This is a genomic window from Stenotrophomonas sp. GW821-FHT02D01 (genome assembly GCF_059421765.1).
Map to the genome: position 1 here is coordinate 48,698 of NZ_JBWKVP010000013.1, position 23,696 is coordinate 72,393.

Genomic DNA, 23,696 nt, shown 5'->3' on the forward strand with positions numbered 1-23,696 from the left:
TCAATGCCAGGACTTGAGGTCCACGAAGAACTCCGGATACCCCTTCCACTTGTCGCGGAAGTAGGCTGCGTTGCGGTTGAACAGCCGCTTGTAGCGCTCGCTGCCCTCGCTGGCGCCGGTGGTCTGGTGCGGCTGGTGACGGACACCGGCCAGGTCACGGAACGCCACCGAGTAACCAGCCTTCTTCACCTGGAAGCAGATGTCCGTGTCTTCGAAGCACGTAGGGTCGTAGAACACATCGAAGCCTTCCAGACGCTCGAACAGGTCACGGGCGATGAACATGCAACTGGTTCCCAGGAAACCCACGTCATCGCGGTATCCCTTGATGCGGGCCTCGTTGTTCATGCCGCGATTGGGAAGGTAGTCGGAGATGGGCCCACCCAGGTCATCACGCGTGGCGTCGAACCAGCCTGCGTTCCAGCCGATGGTGCCGACACCGGGGTTGGCCGCCAGGATGTTCACGGCTTCACTGAAGCAGGAAGGAGAGGTCAACCACTGGTCGGAGTCGAAGAACGCAATGTAACTGCCGGTGGAATGCTTGACGCCCAGGTTGCGGCCCGAGGAGCACCCATTTTCACTGTTGCGGACAAGCTTCACCTTGGCATGCCCTGCATACAGCGATTCAACCAGTTCGGCGCCACCATCGCTGGACTGGTTATCGACAACCACGATTTCCTGCAGCCATTCCCCGGCATGCTCCAGCAACGTGCTGACGCAGCGTTCAATGATGCGGCGGTTGTTGTGGATCAGCACGACCACGCTTACCGACACCGGATACTCCGGCTGCATCAACTGCTCGACATGGCCCAGCCAGGCGTGACGGGCGATGAATGCGTAGTCTTCCGACGCAGTGGCGCCGGCCAGCTGTGCGGAAAGCTGCGCGGCATCCACCCGATGCAGGTTAGGCGACGGTGCGAATGACGGCAGCGCATCGACAAACACCGGCTTCTCCAGCAGCAGCGCTGCCATCGACAGGTCGGCAAGGCGCGTGCTGTCCCCGGCTCCGCCGACGATGACGACCGCATGCGCGCCGGCGATCAGCGGAGCCATCTGCTGCGGCTGCCACGACCAATCGAGGGCATGTACCTGACGCGTGTCGCGGCCATCCACTTTCATTCCCGTGGCATGGAAGACAAGATCGGGAGATGCCTCCAGCGCGGCATCGAGCCAGGCGTCGCCGTCTCCGCCGAGGACGACGAACAGGACATGTTGTCGCCCGTCCTCATATGCCTGCGGCAGCCCATGACTGCGGTAGGAGTCGAAGATTTCATTGTCTCCGGCCGCGCCCAGGAAACGCGACGGCACGCCATCGACCTTCTGCTCCGGGGTTCCGGTGACAACGCGATCGGTGAGGACGCGTAGTTCCGCGGAGAGAGAATCCGTACCGAGTGCAGCAAGGTCGACGATCACTTCGGCACCGCGTTCACGTGCCGAACGGGCCAGGCCCAGCGCCTGCGGCGATCCATCAGCAAGCAGAACGCGGGTGTCCTCGGCACGCACTTCCTGCAGCCAGGTGTGCGCATCAACAGCAAGACGCGTCGGCAGGCCGCTGCCATCGTCAGGCCAGGCACTTCCATCCACTGCGGTGATGCGCACGAAGAAGCCGGCACGATCGCCCGCCTTCGCGAACTGCATCGCCCGGTTGGGCCAACCGTCGGTGGTCAACGTGCCGGCGATCACCAGCAGGCGCTCGCGGCGAACCGGTCGCACCATCGACGGTGGCGGCTCCGCCATCTGTTGCATGGCAGCGGTCTGAGGGACACCCAACGTCTTCATGCGCCGGGGGATCTGCTGCAGGGCAACCTTCAGACCATGGCGACGCCAAACCGAGGTCAGTTTGAAAGGAGCTGCCAGCACGCGCACCAGGTCGCGTCGAAGCAACTGCAGGAACCTGCGCAGGCGACGCCACAGGTTCAGCGCATCTGCGGTTTCCTGACGGCTGCGCGCCAGCTCGGCCTGCATCTGCTCGATCTGCTGCTGCAGGATCGCGATGTAGACCTCCTTGTCATCAATGTAGGCCTGCTTGCCTGCCAACTGCTGCTGGATCTGCTGCAGTATCTGCGCACTCTCCTCCTTGATCTGCTGCAGTGCCTTCGCACTCTCCTGCAGCTGGCCTTGAGCCGCATCCAAGCGGACCATGTCTTCATTCATCTTCGTTTGCTTCTCGACAAGTTGCTGCGTCAGGTTTGTGTTTTGAGTCGCCTGTTCGGCAAGCTGATGGTCCCGGAACAGAAGCAGTTCGTGTGCGCGTTGGCTCTGCTCCCGGGTCTGTCCAAGCTCGACCAGTGCCTGTTGCAGCCACAATGACAACCAGTCCGTAGAGGTTGCGTCGAAGCGGAGGGGCGCCGGCGGCAAGGACGTACAACTGTCAAGCAGCCGCAGATGCGCGCTGGCCGACGCTTCCAGGCCATCTACCACCTGCGGGTCCGGCCGCCACTCCTCGGCAACCAGCGATTGGATCGCCTGCACGAAGCGCTCCGGGCCATCGTCGGTCGAGAGTCTCAGAATCGCTGGCATTTCGGCCATGGCATGGGCATGCGACAACTTGTCGTCGTACTCAAGGCCCGCAGTAGGCTTGCCCGCCAGCAGGGCCAGGATACTGGCATGCAGGCGCATGGACAGCACCGCGTCAGCGCTGGTGATTGTCTGCCAGGTCGCTTCCGTTGTTGCCGGTGCGATCAGTTCATCATTGCTGCGTCCCGGTAGCTGTTGACGCAGCGATTCGATCAAGGGCAGGTCGGATGTGGCGCCACTGCCTTCGGTATGGGCTTGGAACGCGACCCATTGGATGCGCCATCCTGCAGGAACTGCGGTGCGCAACGCCTCCACCAGGGACGTTTTCCACTGCCCCTTGTCCCATTCACGGACCACCACCGCCAGTACCTTGTTCTGCGGCTGGCCTGCGCCTTGCGCGGCCTGTTGCGCCGGCAATGGGTGATAGCGGCGGAACAACCACCCCGGATCGGCGGCAACGAGGATATCCCGATCCACGCCGATCTGTCGCAGCAGTGCCTTGGACGATTCATCCCGCACGGATACGGCGGCCGCATGCTGGAACAACTCGCGCACCAGGGTGCGTGCGCCCTCTGAACTCAGCGGCCCAACCCCCTGCCCCCATACGATCGTCGGTACTCCCAGTTGCCGCGCGAGCAGCATCGGCCGCGCATAGCCGGAAATGTCATTGGCATAGGGGAGGTACACTGCATCGAGGTTGAAAGGATGATGATCCTGGAAGATGCCTCCCCCGCCCATCACCAGCACGTCGCAATGCATCAGTGCACGGGCGATGTCCCCGACATTGGCAAACTGCACGGCATCCACACCATGCATGCGGCGGGTCAACGAGGGATCGATGCTGGCAACCACCGGCTCGCCGCCCAGCTCGCGGATGCGGCGGACCAGCAGGTCCAGCAACACCTCGTCGCCTACGTTGGGTGCCCCATAGAAACCCACGACCAGGGCCCTGAATACTGGCTTGGAGTGCGTCATCATGCAGTTCTCACAGGAGCGGTGAAACGGGGGGAGGGTGCAAGCCAGCCATGCCCGGAATGGGGCTGAGGCAACACATCCACATGGCCCGCGTAGGGCACGCGTGAATGACGGTGATACTCGCCCGTGTCGAGGTCACCGACACCCAGCGCCAGCACATAGCGGTTGCCGGTGACATTCAACGTCAACTGCCAATCGAAAACATAATCGCCCGGTTCCGTCGGCAGCGGCGAAAGGCTCATGTTCTGGGTGGTGCCAGCCCACAGGGCAATATCATCCACGCTCTTCAACTGAATCCCATAGCAGGGCTGCTCGATACGCCGGCGTACATGGATGGCGACCTTCACCAGTACTTGTTCGCCATGGCTGAACGTCGTCCTCGGCTGCCCCTGCAGGTCAAGAATCTCCACGCCGGTGATTTCGCTTGCCGGCAATGCCGCTGCGTCTGCAGGCAGACCATCGTCCTGCAAGCTGGCAAGGCCCTCGTCTGCATAGATCACGGCTCCGCCCTCCTCGTCCACCAGGTCGTCGGCATACTTTTTGACAACCTCGCGGCACGGTCCATCAAGCACGACCCTACCGCGGCGCAGGTAGATGCCCCGGTCGCAGTATTCCAGCAGGGTATTGGTGGAATGGGTAACCAGGATGATGCTGACACCTTCGGACTGCATCCTGCGAATGCGGGTGAGGCACTTGGTCTGGAAGGCGGTATCGCCCACTGCCAATGCTTCATCCACGACCAGGATATCAGGCGACACGTGGATTGCCACGGCGAACGCGAGCCGTACGAACATGCCCGAGGAGTAGGTTTTGACAGGCTGGTCGATGAACTCACCGATATCGGCGAACTTCTCTATCTCAGGCATGAGGCGGGTCATGTCCGCCGAGCCCAGGCCGATGATGGCGCCTGCCAGGTACACGTTGTCGCGCCCGCTGAATTCCGGGTTGAAACCAGCGCCCAGTTCCAGCAGCGCCGATACCCGTCCATTGACGGCTACGCTGCCGGTATTGGCCTGCAGCGTGCCGACCAGGATCTGCAGCAGAGTTGACTTGCCGCTGCCATTGCGGCCGATGATTCCAACAGTTTCGCCCGGCGCGATGTCGAAGTTGACATCGTCCAACGCATGGAACACGCGTACCGGCTGCGGCTGCATGCCCACCAGGCGCCGGAGCCGGTTTGCTGCCGGCTGCAACAGACGCTGCGCCGGACGATCGAAAATGCGGAAGACCTTGCCGACACCACGCACCGAAACCACCGGCGCAACCGCCAACGGCGTATCTGCTGCCTGCATCACATCACCCCCGCATGCCGATAGGCGGCCCGCTTGGCGTCCAGGCTTGCCTGCTGTGAATACTCGCGCGCCATGAGATCCTGCCCGGCCGCCGACAGAGCTGCCAGTCGCGTTCGATCCTGCGCGCATTCCAGCAATGTACGGGCAAACCCTTCGGCATCATCACGCACCAGGATGTCCACGCCGTCGGTCGCGCCGATGCCCTCGCACCCCTTGCTGGTGCTGAGTACGGGAATGCCTGCAGACATCGCCTCGACGATCTTTACCCGGATTCCGCCACCGGATAGCAGTGGCACCATCAGCAGATGCGCCTTGTCCAGCAGCGATTGCAGGTCGTCGACAAAGCCATGCACGAGAACATTGCGGCCATCATGCAGCGCCTGCAGCGCCACTGGAGGATTGCCGCCGCAGAAGTGCAGAACAATCTTCCGCTCCTGCAACTGGTCTGCCACCAGTGGATGGATCTTCTCGGCAAACCACGTCACCGCCTCCGCATTCGGGTACCAACCAAAGCCTCCCATCCACAATACGTGGAAGGTATCGTCCGGCTTGTCTTCAAAACGCGTGGTACCCAACGGAAAGTGCAACGGCATGAGGTAGCGTGGGACCTTGTCGGTAACCCGCGACATGTCATGGCGAGAGATGAAGGTCATCGCCGAGAACCCGAAGGCATTGTCGATCTCGACAGCCTTGGCGGCTTGCCGGCTTCGGCTGGCAACCCATTCCATGAAACGCAGCTTCCATCCGGTCAGGCCTGCCGGCATCCAGAACGGAAAAATGTCAGCTTCGATGTTGTGGCTCAGCAGGATGCCCGGCACCTGTGGCAGGAACCGGCGGAAGAACGCCAGATGGGTCGAGTTGACCTCGATCGCATCGATGCCCTGCTCGCGGACGATGCGACGTGCAGCCGCAACGGCGCTGCGGCTGTAGTAGCTGGCATCGATGAAAGGCAGACCCTGCAATGCCTGCCGCGCCATCGACAGGGCACGCTGCACCTTGGGCAATTCGAACGGCATCTTCGGACGAGGCTCGAGGTGGACCGAGCGGAACACTTTGTCGTAGAGCGCGCGATGCTGCTCGACCTTGCGCCGGTCCGCCTCGCTGCCCACGTAGCAGAACAGGTGGTAGTCGATCTCTTCAGCGAACGGCAGTACGGCGTTCACCGCATAGATGTCGCCTCCTGTCACCGCTGGCAGCGAAGGCGCCAGCATGAACACGAGGACTTGTTTCTTAACCTGCGGTTTCATCGAAGATGTCCGAATCAAAATACGGTGAGAACCTGGTGAGGTACTGGATATCCCGGTTGCGTTCACCGATTTTGCGGGCGGGTACGCCACCCACGACCTCGTACGGTGCCACGTCACGCGCGACGACCGCGCCAGCGGCGACCACGGCACCTTCGCCGATGGTCACGCCCGGCAACAGTGTGGCGCGAGCACCGATCCAGGCATGGTCCTGGATGGTGACCACACCGCCAATCGCGGGAAAGGTCGGTGCGTTGTGGTCATGGTGCAGGCTGAGGATGCAGGTCTGGAAGGAAACATTGACGTTGTTTCCAATAACCACACCTACCCGGCCATCCAGATACACCTCCCGGTTGATCACGCAGTTGTCACCGATGCTGACGTGCGCGCGCACCGGATAGCCGGTGACGAACCAGCGCATGCTTACATGCGTGTCCTTGCCGATTGCCACCTTGAGCACACGGGTCAAATAGAACCGGCGTACACATTCAATCGGGAAGCTAGCGACGACATTGTTGCCGAGGTAGTACTTCAGGCCCATCAGCACATAGAAGAAACGCTGGCGAAGAAGCCATTGCTTCAGGCGACTCATCGTGCAAGCTCCTTCTCAAAGGACATCGGCGAATCCACACTTGGTGCGACGGAACCAGACCATTCCCAGCAGGCACACCACCGAAGCGGCAGCACACTGGCCCGCCAACTGCCACCAGTCCGGCAGCTGGCCGAACACCGCGACGGCACGCGCCTGCTCGATGATGGTCGTAAGCGGATTGGCGAGGAAAAGCGGACGGATGTACTCGGGAATCTTGGTAACCGGGAAGAACACAGGCGAAATGAACAGCAGAATCTGCGAAAACACACCGACCACCTGGTTGACGTCCCTCAGGTACACGCCGACCGACGCCAGCATCCAGCTGATGCCCAGCGCATACAGCACCAGCGGGACCATCACTACCAGAATCAGCGGGAAGGTGGCGGGAACGCCGTTTCCAACGAACACCAGAGCAAGCGCCAGGACGCTGAGGCTGATGAACCAATGAAACAGCGCCGATGAACAGGAAACGATTGGCAGAATGCCGATCGGGAACACGACTTTCTTGACGTAGTTGACGTTTCCGGTGATCAAACCCGGCGCACGGTTGATGCATTCGGCGATGAATCCGTGGAGGATCAGGCCGACGAACAACAGGATCGCGAAATCCGACTGGCGCTGCGGCTGATCTCCCCAGCGCACTTTCAGGATCACCGAGAAGAACAGCGTGTAGACGCTGAGCATCAACAACGGATTGACGAAAGACCAGAACAGGCCGAGCACCGAGCCCTTGTAGCGGCCGCTGACTTCACGCCGGGTAAGCTGGAAAATGAGCCCAGCCAGGTTCGAGGCACTCATGTGTCAGACACCATGGACAATCCGACGGTCACTGAAGCGCCCTCTCCAGATCCACCTGCAGATCCCCCAGATCCTCAACACCCACGCTCAGCCTGACCAGCGCATCGCTGATCCCCAGCTGCTCGCGCCGCGCCACCGGGATCGAGGCATGTGTCATCACCGCCGGGTGGTTCACCAGACTTTCCACCCCGCCCAGCGACTCGGCCAGGGTGAACAGTTCGGTCTTCTCGCAGAAGCGCTTGGCCGCGTCGAAACCACCCTTCAGCACGATCGAGACGATGCCGCCGTAGCCGGCCATCTGCTTGCCCGCCAATTCATGCTGCGGGTGCGAGGCCAGGCCCGGGTAGATCACCTTCTCCACCGCCGGGTGCTTTTCCAGCCACTGTGCCAGCGCCATCGCGTTGGCGCAGTGCGCCTTCATGCGCAGCGGCAGGGTCTTCAGGCCACGCAGCGCCAGGAAGCTGTCGAACGGGCCCTGCACGCCACCCACCGAGTTCTGCAGGAACGCCATCTGCTCGGCCAGTTCGACGTTGTCACCGACCACGACCATGCCGCCTACCATGTCCGAGTGGCCATTGAGGTACTTGGTGGCCGAGTGCAGCACCAGGTCAGCGCCCAGCTCCAGCGGACGCTGCAGCATCGGCGAGGCGAAGGTGTTGTCGACCACTACGATCAGGCCATGGCGCTTGGCGATTGCGGCGACCGCGGCAATGTCTACGATCTTCAGCATCGGGTTGGTGGGGGTCTCGATCCACACCATTTTCGTCTTCGACGTGATCGACGCTTCGAACGCCGCCAGATCAGTCAGGTCGACAAAGCTGAAATCCAGCCCGGCGGTGCGGCGACGCACACGCTCGAACAGGCGGAAGCTGCCGCCATAGATGTCGTCCATCGCCACCACGTGGCTGCCGGCATCCAGCAGTTCGATCACCGTCGCACTGGCGGCCATGCCCGACGCAAAGGCGAAGCCGCGGGTGCCGCCTTCCAGCGAGGCCACGCAACGCTCGTAGGCGAAGCGGGTCGGGTTGTGGGTACGCGAATACTCGAAGCCCTGGTGCTCGCCCGGGCTGGACTGCGCATAGGTCGAGGTGGCGTAGATCGGCGGCATCACCGCGCCGGTGCTCGGGTCGGGCGACTGGCCGCCATGGATGGCCAGGGTGGCCAGCGCCAGCGCGCGGTCCGGGGAAGAAGCGTTGGACATGTCGTTTCCTGATTGGCGCCGATGACCGGCGCCGTCGAAGGAGCGGGAGTCTATCAGCGCGGCCTTAACGAGCTTTGACGCGGATAAACCGGGATTCAGCAGCGATCTGCGGCGATAAACGCCTTACTGAACGCGCCGACGCAGGTAATTCAGCAGATCGATGCGGGTGATCAGGCCGAGGAAGGTGTCACCATCCATCACGATCGCCACCTGGCCACGGTCGAACACCGGCAGCAGGGCCTCGATCGGCGACTTCACATCCAGCCGGTCCAGCTTGCTGACCATGGCGGTGGCCACCGGGTCGCGGAAGCGTGCTTCGTCGCCGTAGACGTGCAGCAGCACGTCGCTTTCATCGACGATGCCGACCAGCTGGTCGCCGTCCATCACCGGCAGCTGCGACACGTCGTACAGCTTCATGCGCTGGTAGGCGGTGGTCAGCAGGTCGTTCGGGCCGATCACCACGGTGTCGCGCTGGCCGTACGGGCGCAGGATCAGGTCGCGCAGGTCGCCGTGCTGCGGGCGCTGCAGGAAGCCGTTGTCCAGCATCCAGTAGTCGTTGTACATCTTCGACAGGTACTTGTTGCCGGTATCGCAGACCAGCACCAGTACCTTCTTCGGCGTGGTCTGCTCCTTGCAGTACTTCAGCGCCGCCGCCAGCAGGGTGCCGGTGGACGAACCGCCGAGGATGCCCTCCTTGGCCAGCAGCTCGCGCGCAGTGTGGAAGCTCTCCGCGTCGGTGATGGCATAGGCCTGCTTCACCCGGCTGAAATCGGAGATCGAGGGCAGGAAGTCCTCGCCGATGCCCTCCACCAGCCAGCTGCCCGACTTGTCGTTGAGCACGCCGTCATTGATGTATTCGGCCAGGATCGAGCCGACCGGATCGGCCAGCACCAGCTCGGTCTTCGGCGACAGCGTGGCGAACGCGCGCGACAGGCCGGTCATGGTGCCGGAGCTTCCGCAGCCGAACACGATGGCATCCAGATCGCCATCCATCTGCTCGAGGATCTCCGGACCGGTGCCGAATTCATGGGCGGCCGGGTTGTCCGGGTTGCCGAACTGATTGATGAAGTACGCGCCCGGGGTCTGCTCGGCGATGGTCTTGGCCAGGTCCTGGTAGTACTCCGGGTGGCCCTTGGCCACGTCCGAGCGGGTCAGGCGCACTTCGGCACCCATCGCCTTCAGGTTGAAGATCTTTTCCCGGCTCATCTTGTCCGGGACCACCAGGATCAGCTTGTAGCCCTTCTGCTGGGCCACCAGTGCCAGGCCCAGGCCGGTATTGCCGGCGGTGCCTTCCACCAGGGTGGCGCCGGGCTTCAGGTCGCCACGCTTTTCTGCCGCCTCGATCATCGACAGGCCGATGCGATCCTTGATCGATCCGCCCGGGTTGGCGCTTTCGAGCTTCAGGTAGAGCTCGCAGACACCGGTGTCCAGGCGCTGGGCCTTGACGATCGGAGTCTGACCGATGAGTTCGAGGACGGAGGAATGGATGGGCATTCGGGGGACTTCGGTTCGCGCCACACAGGGCCGGACCGGTGATTATCCGATGGATGGCGACGAAAGTCAGGAGCCGCTTCTGTAGCGCCGGGCCATGCCCGGCGGGACGCGTGCCGACCAACGGTCGGCACCCACCAGCTCGGCTGGCGGCCCAAGGGGATGCGGACGGCCCCGGATCGACGAGGAGACCGGTACCGCCCGCATCGGGGGACGTGCCTGCAGGGCCAAGGCACCACCGCGTGTGGTGCCTTGGCGTGACGCCTGCGTTCAGCGGCGCCGCGTTGCCAGGTCAGGAGTGCCTGGCGGGGCCATCGATGGCCGGGTCATGCCATTCCGGGCACGACAGGGGTGCGTCAATGCGTGGGGGACGACGTTGCGAGCGGTGTTTCGTACATTCGCAGAAGGCGTTGCTTGGCCAGCAGCTTCTCGCGCTTCATTCGACCCAGGGTGACATCATCGATCGGGAGTACACCCAACTCCGCATCCATGCACTTCTTGTTCAACTTGCGGTGCTGGTCATGGAGTGCCCGGAACTCCGGATCGCGCGCGCGACGGGCGTCGATCTCGCTCTGGGGCTGATCTTCAAACATGATGGACCTCCTTCGACAGATACACGAACGCCCCGGCCGCAAGGCACGGGGCGTTGTTCATGGAGGAGTGCCGGTCGATGCCCACATGGGTGCCCACAACGACGTGCGGCACTGGCCTGCGCACTTCGATCTGCTGCGGTTCGCGCCCTGCTTGCATCGGCCCGGCCCTCCCATCGTCCGGTCCGCGTTATTGCGTCCCGGACAATTGACCCTACGCTTGCTCTGGACGGGGTTCAAGCCCCTTCGGCAAAAAGACCGAACCCCGCCGAGGCGGGGTTCAGGCTGAACACTCAACACAACGAAAAACAAACAATATCAATCAATTACGGCGCGATGACGACCTCGGCCGAGCGGGCCCGGGTGGAGGCGGCCTTCTTCCCAGCAACCTGGATCCGGCTGCTGGCGACACCGGCCGACACCAGCGCGTCGCGTAGCGCCTCGGCGCGCTTCTGGCCGACGCCATTGGCGCTGTCATAGGCTTCGATGCGGATCCTGCCCTTCTTGCCGATGTTCACGTACTCGGCCAGGGCCTTGGCCTGGTTGCGGGCGCCACCGGACAGGCTCGAGGCCCCGGCCGCAAACGCGTCACCGGCAAAGGTGAAGACCTCGCCGCGGCCATCGAACTTCGAGCCCGGCAGTTTCTGCCCGGACACCAGCTCGGCTTCCTCACGGGCCAGCTTGGCCGCGTTCTGCTGGGCCGAGCTGAGGCGCTGCTGCTGCTTGCCGGCCACGCTGGTCAGGGCGTTCTCGGCATCCTGGCGGGCCAGGGTCTCGGCCTCGGCCGCTTGGCGCAGGCGTTCGGCCTCTTCTGCCTGCATCTGCGCCTGCATGCGCAGCTGTTCGGCCTCCTGGCGGGCGCGGGCGGCATCGCGGCGGCTGGCCTCGATCAGCAGGTCGCCGCGGGTGCGCTCCAGGCGGTCGACCTCGCGCGCGGCCAGCGCAGCCCGCACGGCGGTCTCGGCGATCTCGACCCGGCGCTCGGCCAGGTAGGTGGCCAGCTCCTGGTCACGGCGCTTGGCCTTTTCCAGAGTGGCAATGGCCTGCTGCGCCTGCATGCGCTCGAAGGCGCCCAGTTCGGCGGTGTCCGGATTGGCCTGGATCGCCATCAGGCGCTGGCTCAGCTGGCCCACCATCGGGTTGTCAGCGGCCAGTGCCAGCGTCGGCAGGGCCAGCAGCGTAGCCAGGGTCAGCGCGGAAATCGTCTTCATCGGCGGTCCTCCCCGGTCGACAACTGGCGCTGCAGCTGGTTGACCTCGTTGCGGCGCAGCTGCAGCTGTGCGGTCGCCGTGGCTTCCTCGCTGCGGGCACGGGCCAGATCGGCGTCAACGGTGGCACGCAGGGCCAGGGCCGGTGCGTTCTTGCGCTCGCGGCGGTCGCCAGCGGCACGCTGGGCCTGCTCCAGCCCCTGGCGGGCCAACCCGATCAGGTCCGGGGCGTACTGGTCGGCGTCGGCCTGGGTGGCCTTGTCCACCGCCTGCCGGGCCTGGGCCAGTTCCAACGCGCCATCCTGCGCCCAGGCGGGAGCAGAGAGTGCGAATGCAAACGCCATCACATACAGGCTGTGGCGCATTCGTGCGAAGCTAAGTCGTTTCATTGGGGAGGCCGTACCGGTTGTCGGTTCGCGGCCATTGTCGTCAAGCCGGTACCGTGCTTGCAACGGGCACCGGCAGTTTCGTTGGGGAAAATTCGCAATGGATATCGGCTACTTCCTGAAGCTGATGACCGAAAAGAACGCTTCGGACATGTTCTTGACCACCGGCGCGCCGGTGTACATCAAGATCGAGGGCAAGCTGTATCCGCTCGGCAATACCGGCCTGCCGCCGGGAATGGTGAAGAAGATCGCCTACTCGCTGATGGACGAGGGCCAGGTGCCGCAGTTCGAGCGCGAGCTGGAACTCAACATGGCCATCGCCCTGGCCGATGCCGGGCGTTTCCGCGTCAACGTGTTCAAGCAGCGCGGTGAAGTGGGCATGGTCATCCGCGCCATCCGCAGCCGGATTCCGAGCATCGAAGAGCTCAACCTGCCGCAGGTGCTGAAGGACGTCATCATGACCCCGCGTGGGCTGGTGCTGGTGGTGGGGTCCACCGGCTCGGGCAAGTCCACCTCGCTGGCGTCGATGATCGACCATCGCAACAGCACCACCACCGGTCACATCCTCACCATCGAGGACCCGATCGAATACCTGCACAAGCACAAGATGTCCATCGTCAACCAGCGCGAGGTCGGGCTCGATACCCATGCCTTCCACAATGCGCTGAAGAATGCGATGCGTGAAGCGCCGGACGTGATCCTGATCGGCGAGATCCTGGATGCCGAAACGATGGAGGCGGCGATCGCCTTCGCCGAAACCGGGCACCTGTGCCTGGCCACCCTGCACTCCAACAACGCCGACCAGACCATCGAGCGCATCCTCAACTTCTTCCCGGAAAGCGCGCACAAGAACGTGCTGATGAACCTGGCGCTGAACCTGCGTGCGGTGATCAGCCAGCGCCTGGTGAAGAACAAGGAGGGGCGCCGCCTGCCGGCCACCGAAGTACTGATCAACACGCCGATGATCCGCGACCTGCTGCGTCGCGGCCAGGTACACGAGATCAAGGCGGCGATGGAGGCTTCGCTGGAAGAAGGCATGGAGAGCTTCGACCAGTGCCTGTTCCGGTTGGCCAAGAACGGCACCATCGATCAGGAAGAAGCCCTGCGCGCGGCCGACTCGCGCGATGGCCTGGCGCTGAAGTTCCGCCTGTCAGAAGGCGGCAGCGGCGAGCATGATCCGTATGCGGACTTCTCGGCCGGCGCGCCGAGCATTACCCACGGGTTCTGACGGCGCGCCCGCCAGGCATGGCCCGGCGCTACCGGACGCGTGGTGGTAGCGGCCGGTCCATGCCCGGCGGAATCCTGAAGGGTTAAGGGGCGGTCTCATCCAATGAGACCCCTTGTGCGTAGGTTTCTTCAATGGAAACCATACGCAAGCTGGCCATCCTTGCAGATGCCGCCAAGTACGATGCCTCCTGCGCCTCCAGTGGTGCGGGCAAGCGCGATTCGCGCGCCTCCGGCGGCATCGGCAGCACCGAGGGCATGGGCATCTGCCACAGCTACACGCCCGATGGCCGCTGCGTGTCGCTGCTGAAGATCCTGCTGACCAACTTCTGCGTGTACGACTGCGCCTATTGCGTGAACCGGGTGTCCAGCAACGTGCCGCGCGCGCGTTTCAGCGTGGACGAGGTGGTCACGCTCACCCTGGACTTCTACAAGCGCAATTACATCGAAGGGCTGTTTCTTTCCAGCGGTATCATCCGCAACGCGGACTACACGATGGAGCGCATGGTGGAGGTGGCTCGTCGGCTGCGCGAGGAGCACCGATACGCCGGCTACATCCACCTGAAAACGATCCCCGAGGCATCGCCAGAACTTCTGGCCGCTGCGGGTCGTTACGCCGATCGCCTGTCGATCAATGTCGAACTGCCCACCGAGGCGGGCCTGGCCACCCTCGCCCCGGAAAAGACCAGCACATCGATCCGCGGCGCGATGGGTGAACTGCGCTGGCGCATCGAAGAAGCCAAGGAGGCCCGCAAGGCGCCGGCAGTGATCGCACCGGTTTCCAGCCGCGGCGCGCGTCCTCGCCCTCCCCGCTTTGCACCCGCCGGGCAGAGCACGCAGATGATCGTCGGCGCCGACGGTGCCAGCGACCAGCAGATCCTGACCAGTGCCGACAGCCTCTACGGCAACTACCGCATGCGCCGGGTGTACTACTCCGCCTTCAGCCCGATTCCCGATGCGAGCCGCCAGCTGCCGCTGCAACCACCTCCGCTGCAGCGCGAGCACCGGCTGTACCAGGCCGACTGGCTGCTGCGCTTCTACGGCTACGGCGTGGAGGAGATCACCGACACCACCCAGGGTGGCATGCTGGATCTGGACATCGATCCGAAGATGGCCTGGGCGATACGGCATCCGGAGCGCTTCCCGGTGGACCTGAACCTCGCACCGAAGGAGCTGCTGCTGCGGGTACCTGGACTGGGGGTGCGCAACGTCAAGCGCGTGCTGATGGCACGCCGCCATGGTCGCCTGCGGGTGGCCGACGTCGCCCGGCTGAAAGCGCCGATGAGCAAACTGCTGCCGTTCGTGCAGCTGGCCGACCACCATCCGCGCAGTGCGCTGGATGATCCGGCGGTGCTGCGCGCGAAGCTGGCGCCACCACCCCGCCAGGGCTCGCTGTTCGATGCCACGCCCGCTGCCTGAGCTGCAGCGCTGGTCGCTGCGCGTAGACCCGCCGTGGTCGTTGGATGCCTGGCGCGGTGCGGCGCGTGAGGCCTTGCTGCGCCGCGTGCTGCCGGAACAGCTGGACTGGATCACGGGTACCGAAGCGTCGCTGCTGGACGCGCCGGCGGTGCAGCAGGCGCCACTGCCCGACGGCGCCACCGTCCCGAACGTGCCGCGCGACTTCGTCGAACTGGCCGCCACCTGCCTGTGCCATCGCGATCCGCAGCGCCTGCCGCTGCTGTACCGCCTGCTGTGGCGCATCGCGCATGGCGAACGCACGGTGCTGTCCAATCCGGCCGACGCCGATGTGCTGCGGTTGATGGCGCTGGCGCAGGCGGTGCGCCGCGACACGCACAAGATGAAGGCCTTCGTGCGCTTCCGGGAGGTGCCCGGCGAGACCGACACCTTCATCGCCTGGTTCGAGCCCGATCACAACATCGTCGACCGGGTCGCGCCGTTTTTCGCCCGCCGTTTTGCCGGCATGCGCTGGGCGATCCTGACACCCGCGCGCAGTGTCCGCTGGGATGGCAGCGCGCTCTCGTTCGGTGATGGCGGCAGCCGTCGCGATGCACCCGCCGAAGACGCCCGCGAGACGCTGTGGCAGACCTATTACGCCAGCATCTTCAATCCGGCCCGGCTCAACACGCGGATGATGCAGCAGGAAATGCCCGCCCGTTACTGGAAGCATCTTCCCGAAGCACACCTGTTGCCGGGTCTTGTGCGCGACGCAGCCGGCCGCGTGCAGGAGATGCATGATCGACCGGCACAGGCACCGCAGCGACGTATTCCCGCACGGCCGAATGATGCAACCGATGCCGCCGCGGACAATGGCAGCCTGCAGGCGCTGCGCCAGCAGGCCGCCGTCTGCCGGCAGTGCCCGCTGTGGGAAGCGTCGACCCAGACCGTGTTCGGCGAAGGTCGTGCCGATGCATGCATCATGCTGGTGGGCGAACAGCCCGGTGATGTCGAGGACCTGAGTGGTCGCCCCTTCGCCGGGCCGGCGGGCAAGCTGCTGGACCGTGCGCTGCAGGAGCTGGGCATCGAACGCAGCGCCCTGTACCTGACCAACGCGGTGAAGCATTTCCACCACGAGCGCCGAGGCAAGGTGCGCCTGCATAAACGCCCTGAGAGCCGCCATGTGCATGCCTGCCGGCCGTGGCTGCAGGGCGAGATCGCACGGGTGAAGCCGCAGGTGATCGTCTGTCTCGGCGCCACAGCGGCCTCGTCCGTATTCGGTCGCGATTTCAACCTGACGCGCGACCGTGGCCGCTGGCTCACGCTCGAGGATGGCACCCGCGGGTACGCCACCGTGCATCCTGCCTGGGTACTGCGGCAAAAGGATGAGACGCGGCGCGAGGACGCCTACCGGCTGTTCCGCGACGACCTGCGGCAACTGCTGGCGGCCGATTCCGCACCCACCGGACAGGGCCCGTCGCTACCGCGCGCCGGAGACCGGTAGCGCCGGGCCATGCCCGGCGAGCACAGCGCGATGTCAGGCGGCGTCGATCTGGTTTTCGGGGCGTGCAGCGATGAATGCATCCAGCTGCTGGCAGGCCGCTTCAATGCGACGCAGTGTGGGGTATGGCGCCAGATCCAGGCCGAAGCGATGGGCGTTGTACAGCTGCGGCAACAGGCAGATGTCGGCCAGACCCGGGCGGTCACCGTGGCAGAACGTGCCGGTGTCAGCACTGTCGGCCAGCATCGTTTCCATCGCCGCGAAGCCCTCGGCCATCCAGTGCAGGGTCCACTGCGTGCGTGCATCGGCGGGCAGCTGCAGATCGCGCTCGAGGTACTGCATCACCCGCAGGTTGTTGATCGGGTGGATGTCGCAGGCCACCAGCTGCGCAAGCGCCCGCACCCGTGCGCGGCCAGCGGCGTCGGCCGGCAGCAACGGCACCTGCGGGAACCGCTCTTCCAGATACTCCAGGATCGCCAGCGACTGGGTCAGCACGTGGCCGTCATGCAGCAGCGTGGGCACCAGCTGCTGCGGGTTGAGCCCGCGATAGGCGTCATGGTGCTGCTCGCCGCCGTCGCGCACCAGATGCACCGGTCGTGCTTCGAAGGCCAGGCCTTTCAAGGCCAGGCCGATCCGCACGCGGTAGGCGGCGCTGGATCGCCAGTATGTGTACAGCACGATGCCGTCGTCGACCGGAATCTCCATCGCCGCCTCCATGCTCAGGGCTTGGCCGCCTGTTCGATGCGCTGCTCGATCGCACCGAAGATGCTGTTGCCGGCGGCATCGAGCATCTCGATGCGCACCACGTCGCCGAAGGACATGAACGGCGTGCTCGGCTTGCCGTCGCGCAGGGTTTCCACCACGCGCTGTTCGGCGAAGCACGAAGCACCCTTGCTGGTGTCTTCGTTGGCGATGGTGCCCGAGCCGACGATGGTGCCGGCACTGAGCGGCCGCGTCTTCGCCGCGTGCGCGACCAGCTGGGCGAAGTTGAACTGCATGTCGACACCCGCTTCCGGCGCACCGAACCACGTCCCGTTGATGTGGGTCAGCAGCGGCAGGTGCACCTTGCTGTCCTGCCAGGCAGCGCCCAGTTCGTCGGGAGTGACGAACACCGGCGACAACGCCGAGCGCGGCTTGGACTGCAGGAAGCCGAAGCCCTTGGCCAGTTCGCCCGGGATCAGGTTGCGCAGCGAGACGTCGTTGACCAGGCCGATCAGCTGGATGTGGCCGGCGGCCTGCTCCGGGGTGGCGGCCATCGGCACGTCGTCGGTGATCACCACGATCTCCGCTTCCAGGTCGATGCCGTAGTCCTCGCTGACCACCTTGACCGCATCGCGCGGGCCATGGAAACCGGCGCTGGTGGCCTGGTACATCAGCGGATCACTGTAGAAGCTCTCCGGGACCTCGGCGCCGCGCGCGCGACGTACGCGCTCGACGTGCGGCAGGTAGGCGCTGCCATCAACGAATTCATAGGCGCGCGGCATCGGCGCGGCCAGAGCCTGCGGGTCCAGGTCGAACACGCCATCGGCGTCACCGGCATTGAGCGACTCATACAGCGCATTCAGACGCGGGGCCAGATGGCTCCAGTCCTCCAGAGCCAACTGCAGGGTGGCGGCGATGCCGGTGGCGCGCACGCCGTGGCGCAGGTCACGCGAGACGACGATCAGGGTGCCGTCGCGGCCGCCTTCCTTCAAGGAACCAAGCTTCATGGTGGGTGTCCGGAGTCGTGGGCAAACAAGTTTCAAGTGTAATCAAATAAGCAGCGTAGCCAAGCTGCAGCGCGGCATCGCCTCACCCTACCGCAGGAGGGGGTCTGGCAGGGTTGCACCCTGCACCTGCAGAGGCAACGGCCAAGGCCAAGGCAACCGCGAAAGCAACTGCAACAGCCGGCTCTGGGCTTTCTGTGGGTTGGGCGGGGCGGTGTCGGATTGCGGGGACGCCGTAAACCCATCCTTGGGGGCTTGGCCGCGGCATCCATGCCGCGGACACCCCGCAATCCGACACCGCCCCGCCTTCGACAGGTTCCCGGTGACGGTTGGATTTGTTCCGGTAGATCCACGCCATGCGTGGATGGATCTCATTCGAAGTCGAATATTTCGACAATTGAACGAAGAGCATCCACGCGTGGCGTGGATCTACGTGTCGACCAAGGTCGACACCCACCAAGAGCAGGCCATGCCATTCCGACAGATCGCGGAAAACTGTCGAAGGCGGGGTGGGTCCGGTTGCGGGGGTGTCCGCGGCATGGATGCCGCGGCCAAGCCCCCAAGGATGGGTTTACGGCGTCCCCCGCAACCGGACCCACCCCGCCATCCCACGGATAGCCCGCTTCTGCTGTTGCTGTTGCTGTTGCTGTTGCTGTTGCTGTTGAGGTTGCCGGCCAGCGGCCGGCACTACCGCTTCGGCGGGTGCAGGGCGCAGCCCTGCCGAACCCTGAACAGCCTGTTTTGCGTCAGGTCTCATCCTTCCGCTAGACTATGCGGGTCTGCAGCGGCCGTCCGTTTCCCTCCGGGATCGCCGGCGACCGGGGTTCGCCCCATCGCCCGCCCCCACTCCGACGCCGTTCGTCACGCATTCCAGCCTGCGCTTCGCGTTGGCTGCACCCAATTCTCGCAGCGCGGTTCACGGGAACGCTCCGAGTCAGCCGATCAGTTTGATCTGCCCCCGTCTGTCCGTTCGGACAGGCGTTAACTGTACTTGGAGCAATCTCGATGTCTTTTGAATCCCTGGGCCTTGCGCCCTTCCTGCTGCGTGCGCTCGCTGAGCAGGGCTACGAAACCCCGACCCCGATCCAGCAGCAGGCGATCCCGCTGGTGCTGGCCGGTCGCGACCTGCTGGCCGGCGCACAGACCGGTACCGGCAAGACCGCCGCGTTCGGCCTGCCGCTGCTGCAGCACCTGGGCACCGCTTCGCAGGAAGTGCGCACCGGCCCGCGCAAGCCGCGCGCGCTGATCCTGGCACCGACCCGCGAACTGGCCACCCAGGTGCATGACAGCCTGCGCGGTTACAGCAAGTACCTGCGCATCCCCAGCGCCTGCATCTACGGCGGTGTCGGCATGGGCAACCAGCTGGACATCCTGCGTCGCGGCGTGGACCTGCTGGTGGCCTGCCCGGGCCGCCTGATCGACCACCTGGAGCGTCGCAGCATCGACCTGTCCGGCATTGAACTGCTGGTGCTGGACGAAGCCGACCGCATGCTGGACATGGGCTTCCTGCCCTCGATCAAGCGCATCCTGGCCAAGCTGCCCAAGCAGAACCGCCAGACCCTGCTGTTCTCGGCCACCTTCGAGGACAACATCCGGCAGTTGGCGCTGGAGTTCATGCGCAACCCGGAACAGATCCAGGTCACGCCGAAGAACACCGTCGCCGAGACCATCACCCACAAGGTGCATCCGGTCGATGCCAGCCGCAAGCGCGACCTGCTGCTGCACCTGTTGGCGCAGGACAGCCGCGAGCAGACCCTGGTCTTTGCCCGCACCAAGCACGGCAGCGACAAGCTGGCCGCGTTCCTGGAAAAGTCCGGCATCAAGACCGCGGCGATCCACGGCAACAAGAGCCAGGGCCAGCGCCTGCGTGCGCTCGGCGACTTCAAGGCTGGCCGTGTCACCGTGCTGGTGGCCACCGACATCGCCGCGCGCGGCATCGACATCAACGAGCTGCCGAAGGTGATCAACTTCGATCTGCCGATGGTGGCCGAAGACTACGTGCACCGCATTGGCCGTACCGGCCGCAACGGTGCTACCGGTGAAGCGATTTCGCTGGTTGCGCAGGATGAAGTGAAGCTGCTGCGCGCGATCGTGCGCCTGCTCGGCCGCGACATGGACATCCGCGATGTGCCGGGCTTCGAGCTGCAGACGCCGATCCGCTGGGGCAACAGTGCTCCGGGCAAGGCCGAGGCCGATACCGGCGAGCGCGTGCCGCGCAAGACCCATGCGCGCCGTCCGCACGGCGATGCGCCGCGTCATGCACATGCAGGCCCGAAGAAGGCCGGCGGTGGCCGCCGCGAAGGCGGTGGCAACGGCCAGCAGCGCGCAGGCGCAGGTGCCGGTCAGGGCCAGCGTCGCGGTGGCGGTGCCAATACGGGTGGCGGTCGTGGCCGCGGCCAGGGTGGCGGTGGCGGTCGCGCCAGCTGATCCCAGCTGACAGGGATGGCGTCTCCCGCTGCGCGGGGGCTGCTTATCGGGGGACGACGCTTACGCGTCGTCCCTTTTTTGTTGCGGGCTACCGGATGGTTTGAAAGCTGGCGGTGGGTTGCGTCGAGGGCGGATGGGCGTAGGGGCAGCGCAAAACACGCCGTAAACCCATCCATGGGGGCTCGATCGGCGCATCCATGCGCCTCACGGTTTTGCGCTGCCCCTACGCCCATCCGCTTCAATCATCACCAGCGCCTTCTTGTACCGCCGGGTAGCCAGGAGAAGAAGGATCAAATTCAAAGACAAAAGCAAAAGCCGGAATTCCAGCTTTTGCTTTTGCTTTCGCCCTTGCTCCCGCCTTGGGTTTGATGTGTCCGCGCCCGCAGGAAACCATCGAGGGGAGGCCGGGCGGGCTGCGCAGGACCGTGAGGCGCATGGATGCGCCGATCGAGCTTACATGGATGTATTTACAGCGTGTCCTGCGCAGCCCGCCCGGCCTCCCCCACACGCATCAATCGAAGCGCGTAATGCCTCAACCCCGCGCTTTCGCCGGATTCACCAGATTCCCGAAGAAGATCGCGTTGATCAGCATCCGATCAGTGCCATGCCAGTACTTGCGATGCGCCGGATCATCAGCAAACAGGATCACATTGCCCTGCCCCTGCGCTGACACCAGCAGCCATGCACTTCCAGCCACGCGACTGCGGTTGCGCTCGGACAGATACCCGTTCACCCGAGGTGTGTCGTCGATCCGCACCACCGTGGAAAACCCGTTCGCGCTCGGCTGCAGGATGACCGTGTTCTCCTTGTTGATCGCCAGTTGCCGGCGCGGCACGCCGAACGCCAGGGGATGGCTGGGGTCGACGTCGGCGCTGAGGATGTTGCCGCTGACACGCTCGATCGCGGCGATATCGCGCTGGTCACCGAAGGCGCGGCGCGCGGTGTCTGTTGCTTCCTCGTCCTTGCCCAGCTTCTCGCCGTCGGCAAGTTTCTGTTCGATCGCCCACTTCGATGCGCTGCAATAGGTGACCAGCGACCCGCCGGCCTGGATCCAGCGCTTCAATGCCGCTACCGCGGTCGCGTCGATGCCCGTATAGGTGCCGCCGGACAGCACGATCGTGGTGTAGCGATCCAGCGATACCTTGCCCAGCTGCTGCGGGTCCAGCTTGCTGGCCGGCAGGCGCAGCTGCTGGTCGAGCAGGAACCAGGCCGAACCGATTTCGGTGGCGGCCACGCCCTCGCCCATCACCAGCGCGACGGAGGGCTTGCGCAGTGCCTTGACGCCATCACTGCCAAGATCGATGCCATCGCGGCTGCGGCCACTGGACAGCGCGTGCACCTGCACGCCAGCGACGCGCGCGGCGGCGGCGACCGCCTCCTGCAACGCCGCGCCCTGCAGCGGCTGCCCGGCCACCGGTACCACGATGCTGCCGCCGGCAAAGGCCACCTCACCTTGTGCGGTGGCCGCGGTGAACGGCTGGAAGGTGGCACGCGTGGACAAGCCCTTGGCCTGCAGGCCGGCCAGTGCGCGGCCCGCGTTGTAGTCGCGCCAGTCGATCACGTAGGCAAAGCCCGCCTCACCGCCAATCACCCCGCCCTGTACTGCGGGAACCTCGACTACGCGGGCGCCGCCATCGATGCGGCTGCGGCTGCCGGCAAAGGCCACGCCGTAGGCAGGGGCGATCGCGTAGCTGGTGCTGCCGTAGAACACGTCGCCCTTGATCGGCGGGGTCTCGGCGAAGATCGAATGGACCAGGCGGAACTGCGCCTGCTGCACCGGCACTACGTAGGCGCTGCCGGCTTCGAAACGCTGGCCATCTACGCTGACAGCGCGGTCCAGTGCATGCACTTCAATCCTGTGCAGCAACAGCAGTTCCAGCAGGCGTCCGGTCAATGCCGGATCATGCGCGTCGCCGAACACGAAGCTCTTCACCGGCTGTTGTGCGGCCTGCTTCAGCGCGCTCTGGAAGAAACGCTTCTGCAGATCGAACAGCGCGCTGCGCTCGGTCACCGCACCGCGCACCGTGCCCAAGCCGGTGGCAACCTGGTTGCGGATGGTGAACGGGAACGTCAGCAGGCCATTCACCGATTCCTGCACGCGACCGCGCGAGCTGGCCTGCTCCACGGTGACGCCGACCGCACCGTGGAAATCCGGATAGGTCGAGCCGTACACGGGCGAGAAATTGTCGAAATTCTCACCGGTGTAGTACAGCGAACCCAGCGCATCGAGCGCCTGGGCGTGGTACTTGGCCAGGGTCTTGTTGAACTCGTACGACGCTGCCGGGATCAACGGACTATGCATGCTCTTCGGCGATGGCTCGAAGTAATACGTGCTGTCCTTGCCCATCTCGTGGAAGTCGATCTGCACGTTCGGGTACCACTGGTGGAACTGCGCCACCTTCGGCCGCGAATCCTGCTGCGTCAGTGCCAGCCAATCGCGGTTGAGATCGGTGAAGTAGTGGTTGGTACGGCCCTGCGGGAACGGTTCGACGTGCTCCTTGTCGGCCGGATCGGCCGAGGCCGGATCGGACGCCCAGGCGTTGTGCCAGTTGGCGGCGCGATCGCGGCCGTCGGGATTCTGCGCCGGGTCGAACAGCACCACTGCCTGCTGCAGCCACTGCTGCGTTTCCGCGCTGCGGTTGGCCACCAGGTAGTAGGCGGTCAGCATTGCCGCTTCGCCGCTGGAGGTCTCGTTGCCGTGCACGCTGTAGCCCAGCCACACCACCACCGGGCTGTCACCGGCAGCGCTGCGCGGCTGCGCCGGGTCGGCCAGGGTCGCGTGCTGCTGGCGGATCTGTTCCAGCCGCGCGTGGTTGCCTGCAGCAGTGACCGTGGCGATCAGCAGCGGTCGGCCCTCATAGCTGCGGCCGATCTCGCGCACGCTGATCTTGTCCGAGTGCTTGGCCAGCTCCTGGAAGTAAGCGACCAGCTGATCATGGCGGGTGTAGCGGCTGCCGATCGGATAGCCGAGGAACTGCTCCGGCGTGGGAATGGCGGTATCGAATGCCGCGGCATCGGTGGTCTGCGGGAAGAAATAGGCGCTCTGCGCATGTACCGCAGGCGGCAACGATACGGCGGTGGCGACGGCGAGCAACAACGGGAAAACGGCACGGCGGTGGAAGGACACGGTGACTCCCCTGGAACATGGCAAC

18 protein-coding genes are annotated in these 23,696 nt (G+C 64.7%); 4 read left to right on the forward strand and 14 right to left on the reverse strand.

The window, feature by feature from the left end; genetic code table 11:
* The 10 genes from AC07UW_RS18695 to AC07UW_RS18740 all read right to left on the reverse strand — a co-directional run bounded on the left by AC07UW_RS18695 (position 1) and on the right by AC07UW_RS18740 (position 12,270).
* Complete coding sequence (locus AC07UW_RS18695; RefSeq protein WP_495212636.1) at positions 1–3,489, reverse strand: polysaccharide pyruvyl transferase family protein; 3,489 nt, start codon at positions 3,487–3,489, stop codon at positions 1–3.
* Positions 3,489–4,781 (reverse strand): ABC transporter ATP-binding protein, encoded by a 1,293-nt coding sequence (locus AC07UW_RS18700; protein ID WP_495212637.1) that lies wholly within the window; start codon positions 4,779–4,781, stop codon positions 3,489–3,491. Before AC07UW_RS18700 ends, AC07UW_RS18695 begins: the two co-directional genes overlap by 1 nt.
* Positions 4,781–6,094, reverse strand: coding sequence for a glycosyltransferase (locus AC07UW_RS18705; protein ID WP_312106408.1), 1,314 nt, complete (start codon positions 6,092–6,094; stop codon positions 4,781–4,783). Before AC07UW_RS18705 ends, AC07UW_RS18700 begins: the two co-directional genes overlap by 1 nt.
* Positions 6,012–6,617, reverse strand: a complete 606-nt coding sequence (locus AC07UW_RS18710; protein WP_495212638.1) for an acyltransferase — start codon at positions 6,615–6,617, stop codon at positions 6,012–6,014. Before AC07UW_RS18710 ends, AC07UW_RS18705 begins: the two co-directional genes overlap by 83 nt.
* A gap of 15 nt (positions 6,618–6,632) precedes the next feature.
* Positions 6,633–7,415, reverse strand: a complete 783-nt coding sequence (locus AC07UW_RS18715) for an ABC transporter permease (protein ID WP_312106403.1) — start codon at positions 7,413–7,415, stop codon at positions 6,633–6,635.
* A 28-nt stretch (positions 7,416–7,443) separates the two neighbouring features.
* Positions 7,444–8,616 (reverse strand): cystathionine gamma-synthase, encoded by a 1,173-nt coding sequence (locus AC07UW_RS18720; RefSeq protein ID WP_495212639.1) that lies wholly within the window; start codon positions 8,614–8,616, stop codon positions 7,444–7,446.
* Between the two features lie 123 nt (positions 8,617–8,739).
* On the reverse strand, positions 8,740–10,110 hold the full coding sequence (locus tag AC07UW_RS18725; protein WP_495212640.1) for a pyridoxal-phosphate dependent enzyme: 1,371 nt from the start codon (positions 10,108–10,110) through the stop codon (positions 8,740–8,742).
* Between the two features lie 353 nt (positions 10,111–10,463).
* Positions 10,464–10,700 (reverse strand): HP1242/YdcH family protein, encoded by a 237-nt coding sequence (locus AC07UW_RS18730; protein ID WP_025878453.1) that lies wholly within the window; start codon positions 10,698–10,700, stop codon positions 10,464–10,466.
* Between the two features lie 323 nt (positions 10,701–11,023).
* Positions 11,024–11,908, reverse strand: a complete 885-nt coding sequence (locus AC07UW_RS18735; RefSeq protein ID WP_025878452.1) for an OmpA family protein — start codon at positions 11,906–11,908, stop codon at positions 11,024–11,026.
* Positions 11,905–12,270, reverse strand: coding sequence for a DUF4398 domain-containing protein (locus AC07UW_RS18740; protein WP_025878451.1), 366 nt, complete (start codon positions 12,268–12,270; stop codon positions 11,905–11,907). The genes AC07UW_RS18735 and AC07UW_RS18740 overlap by 4 nt, the downstream gene beginning before the upstream one ends.
* A gap of 121 nt (positions 12,271–12,391) precedes the next feature.
* Here AC07UW_RS18740 and AC07UW_RS18745 point away from each other — a divergent pair, with 121 nt between their 5' ends.
* From AC07UW_RS18745 to AC07UW_RS18755, 3 genes are all read left to right on the forward strand, one after another.
* On the forward strand, positions 12,392–13,519 hold the full coding sequence (locus AC07UW_RS18745; protein ID WP_025878450.1) for a PilT/PilU family type 4a pilus ATPase: 1,128 nt from the start codon (positions 12,392–12,394) through the stop codon (positions 13,517–13,519).
* Positions 13,520–13,650: 131 nt separating this feature from the next.
* The gene (locus AC07UW_RS18750) at positions 13,651–14,934 is read left to right on the forward strand and encodes a putative DNA modification/repair radical SAM protein (RefSeq protein ID WP_495212641.1); all 1,284 of its coding nucleotides are present in this window, start codon (positions 13,651–13,653) and stop codon (positions 14,932–14,934) included.
* On the forward strand, positions 14,915–16,414 hold the full coding sequence (locus AC07UW_RS18755) for a UdgX family uracil-DNA binding protein (protein ID WP_495212642.1): 1,500 nt from the start codon (positions 14,915–14,917) through the stop codon (positions 16,412–16,414). The genes AC07UW_RS18750 and AC07UW_RS18755 overlap by 20 nt, the downstream gene beginning before the upstream one ends.
* A 33-nt stretch (positions 16,415–16,447) precedes the next feature.
* Here the strand turns inward: AC07UW_RS18755 and maiA are convergent, their stop codons facing one another.
* Entirely contained in the window at positions 16,448–17,116 is a 669-nt protein-coding gene (gene maiA, locus AC07UW_RS18760) for a maleylacetoacetate isomerase (RefSeq protein ID WP_495212643.1), read from the reverse strand.
* A 14-nt stretch (positions 17,117–17,130) separates the two neighbouring features.
* The gene (locus tag AC07UW_RS18765; RefSeq protein ID WP_025878446.1) at positions 17,131–18,120 is read right to left on the reverse strand and encodes a fumarylacetoacetate hydrolase family protein; all 990 of its coding nucleotides are present in this window, start codon (positions 18,118–18,120) and stop codon (positions 17,131–17,133) included.
* Between the two features lie 1,002 nt (positions 18,121–19,122).
* Here AC07UW_RS18765 and AC07UW_RS18770 point away from each other — a divergent pair.
* The gene (locus AC07UW_RS18770; protein WP_394198627.1) at positions 19,123–20,544 is read left to right on the forward strand and encodes a DEAD/DEAH box helicase; all 1,422 of its coding nucleotides are present in this window, start codon (positions 19,123–19,125) and stop codon (positions 20,542–20,544) included.
* Between the two features lie 238 nt (positions 20,545–20,782).
* Here AC07UW_RS18770 and AC07UW_RS18775 read toward each other — a convergent pair whose 3' ends face one another.
* Entirely contained in the window at positions 20,783–20,980 is a 198-nt protein-coding gene (locus AC07UW_RS18775; RefSeq protein ID WP_481488086.1) for a hypothetical protein, read from the reverse strand.
* A 96-nt stretch (positions 20,981–21,076) separates the two neighbouring features.
* Entirely contained in the window at positions 21,077–23,671 is a 2,595-nt protein-coding gene (locus AC07UW_RS18780; RefSeq protein ID WP_495212644.1) for a M14 family zinc carboxypeptidase, read from the reverse strand.
* Positions 23,672–23,696: the final 25 nt, after the last annotated feature.

Bases quoted from the DNA above. Each gene is read 5' to 3' on its own strand.
- AC07UW_RS18730 (WP_025878453.1), bottom strand. From the start codon at position 10,700: ATGTTTGAAGATCAGCCCCAGAGCGAGATCGACGCCCGTCGCGCGCGC.
- AC07UW_RS18710 (WP_495212638.1), bottom strand. From the start codon at position 6,617: ATGAGTCGCCTGAAGCAATGGCTTCTTCGCCAGCGTTTCTTCTATGTG.
- AC07UW_RS18695 (WP_495212636.1), bottom strand. From the start codon at position 3,489: ATGACGCACTCCAAGCCAGTATTCAGGGCCCTGGTCGTGGGTTTCTAT.
- maiA (WP_495212643.1), bottom strand. From the start codon at position 17,116: ATGGAGATTCCGGTCGACGACGGCATCGTGCTGTACACATACTGGCGA.
- AC07UW_RS18775 (WP_481488086.1), bottom strand. From the start codon at position 20,980: ATGCGCCTCACGGTCCTGCGCAGCCCGCCCGGCCTCCCCTCGATGGTT.
- AC07UW_RS18750 (WP_495212641.1), top strand. From the start codon at position 13,651: ATGGAAACCATACGCAAGCTGGCCATCCTTGCAGATGCCGCCAAGTAC.
- AC07UW_RS18755 (WP_495212642.1), top strand. From the start codon at position 14,915: ATGCCACGCCCGCTGCCTGAGCTGCAGCGCTGGTCGCTGCGCGTAGAC.
- AC07UW_RS18770 (WP_394198627.1), top strand. From the start codon at position 19,123: ATGTCTTTTGAATCCCTGGGCCTTGCGCCCTTCCTGCTGCGTGCGCTC.
- AC07UW_RS18735 (WP_025878452.1), bottom strand. From the start codon at position 11,908: ATGAAGACGATTTCCGCGCTGACCCTGGCTACGCTGCTGGCCCTGCCG.
- AC07UW_RS18740 (WP_025878451.1), bottom strand. From the start codon at position 12,270: ATGCGCCACAGCCTGTATGTGATGGCGTTTGCATTCGCACTCTCTGCT.
- AC07UW_RS18765 (WP_025878446.1), bottom strand. From the start codon at position 18,120: ATGAAGCTTGGTTCCTTGAAGGAAGGCGGCCGCGACGGCACCCTGATC.
- AC07UW_RS18725 (WP_495212640.1), bottom strand. From the start codon at position 10,110: ATGCCCATCCATTCCTCCGTCCTCGAACTCATCGGTCAGACTCCGATC.
- AC07UW_RS18745 (WP_025878450.1), top strand. From the start codon at position 12,392: ATGGATATCGGCTACTTCCTGAAGCTGATGACCGAAAAGAACGCTTCG.
- AC07UW_RS18700 (WP_495212637.1), bottom strand. From the start codon at position 4,781: ATGCAGGCAGCAGATACGCCGTTGGCGGTTGCGCCGGTGGTTTCGGTG.
- AC07UW_RS18715 (WP_312106403.1), bottom strand. From the start codon at position 7,415: ATGAGTGCCTCGAACCTGGCTGGGCTCATTTTCCAGCTTACCCGGCGT.
- AC07UW_RS18720 (WP_495212639.1), bottom strand. From the start codon at position 8,616: ATGTCCAACGCTTCTTCCCCGGACCGCGCGCTGGCGCTGGCCACCCTG.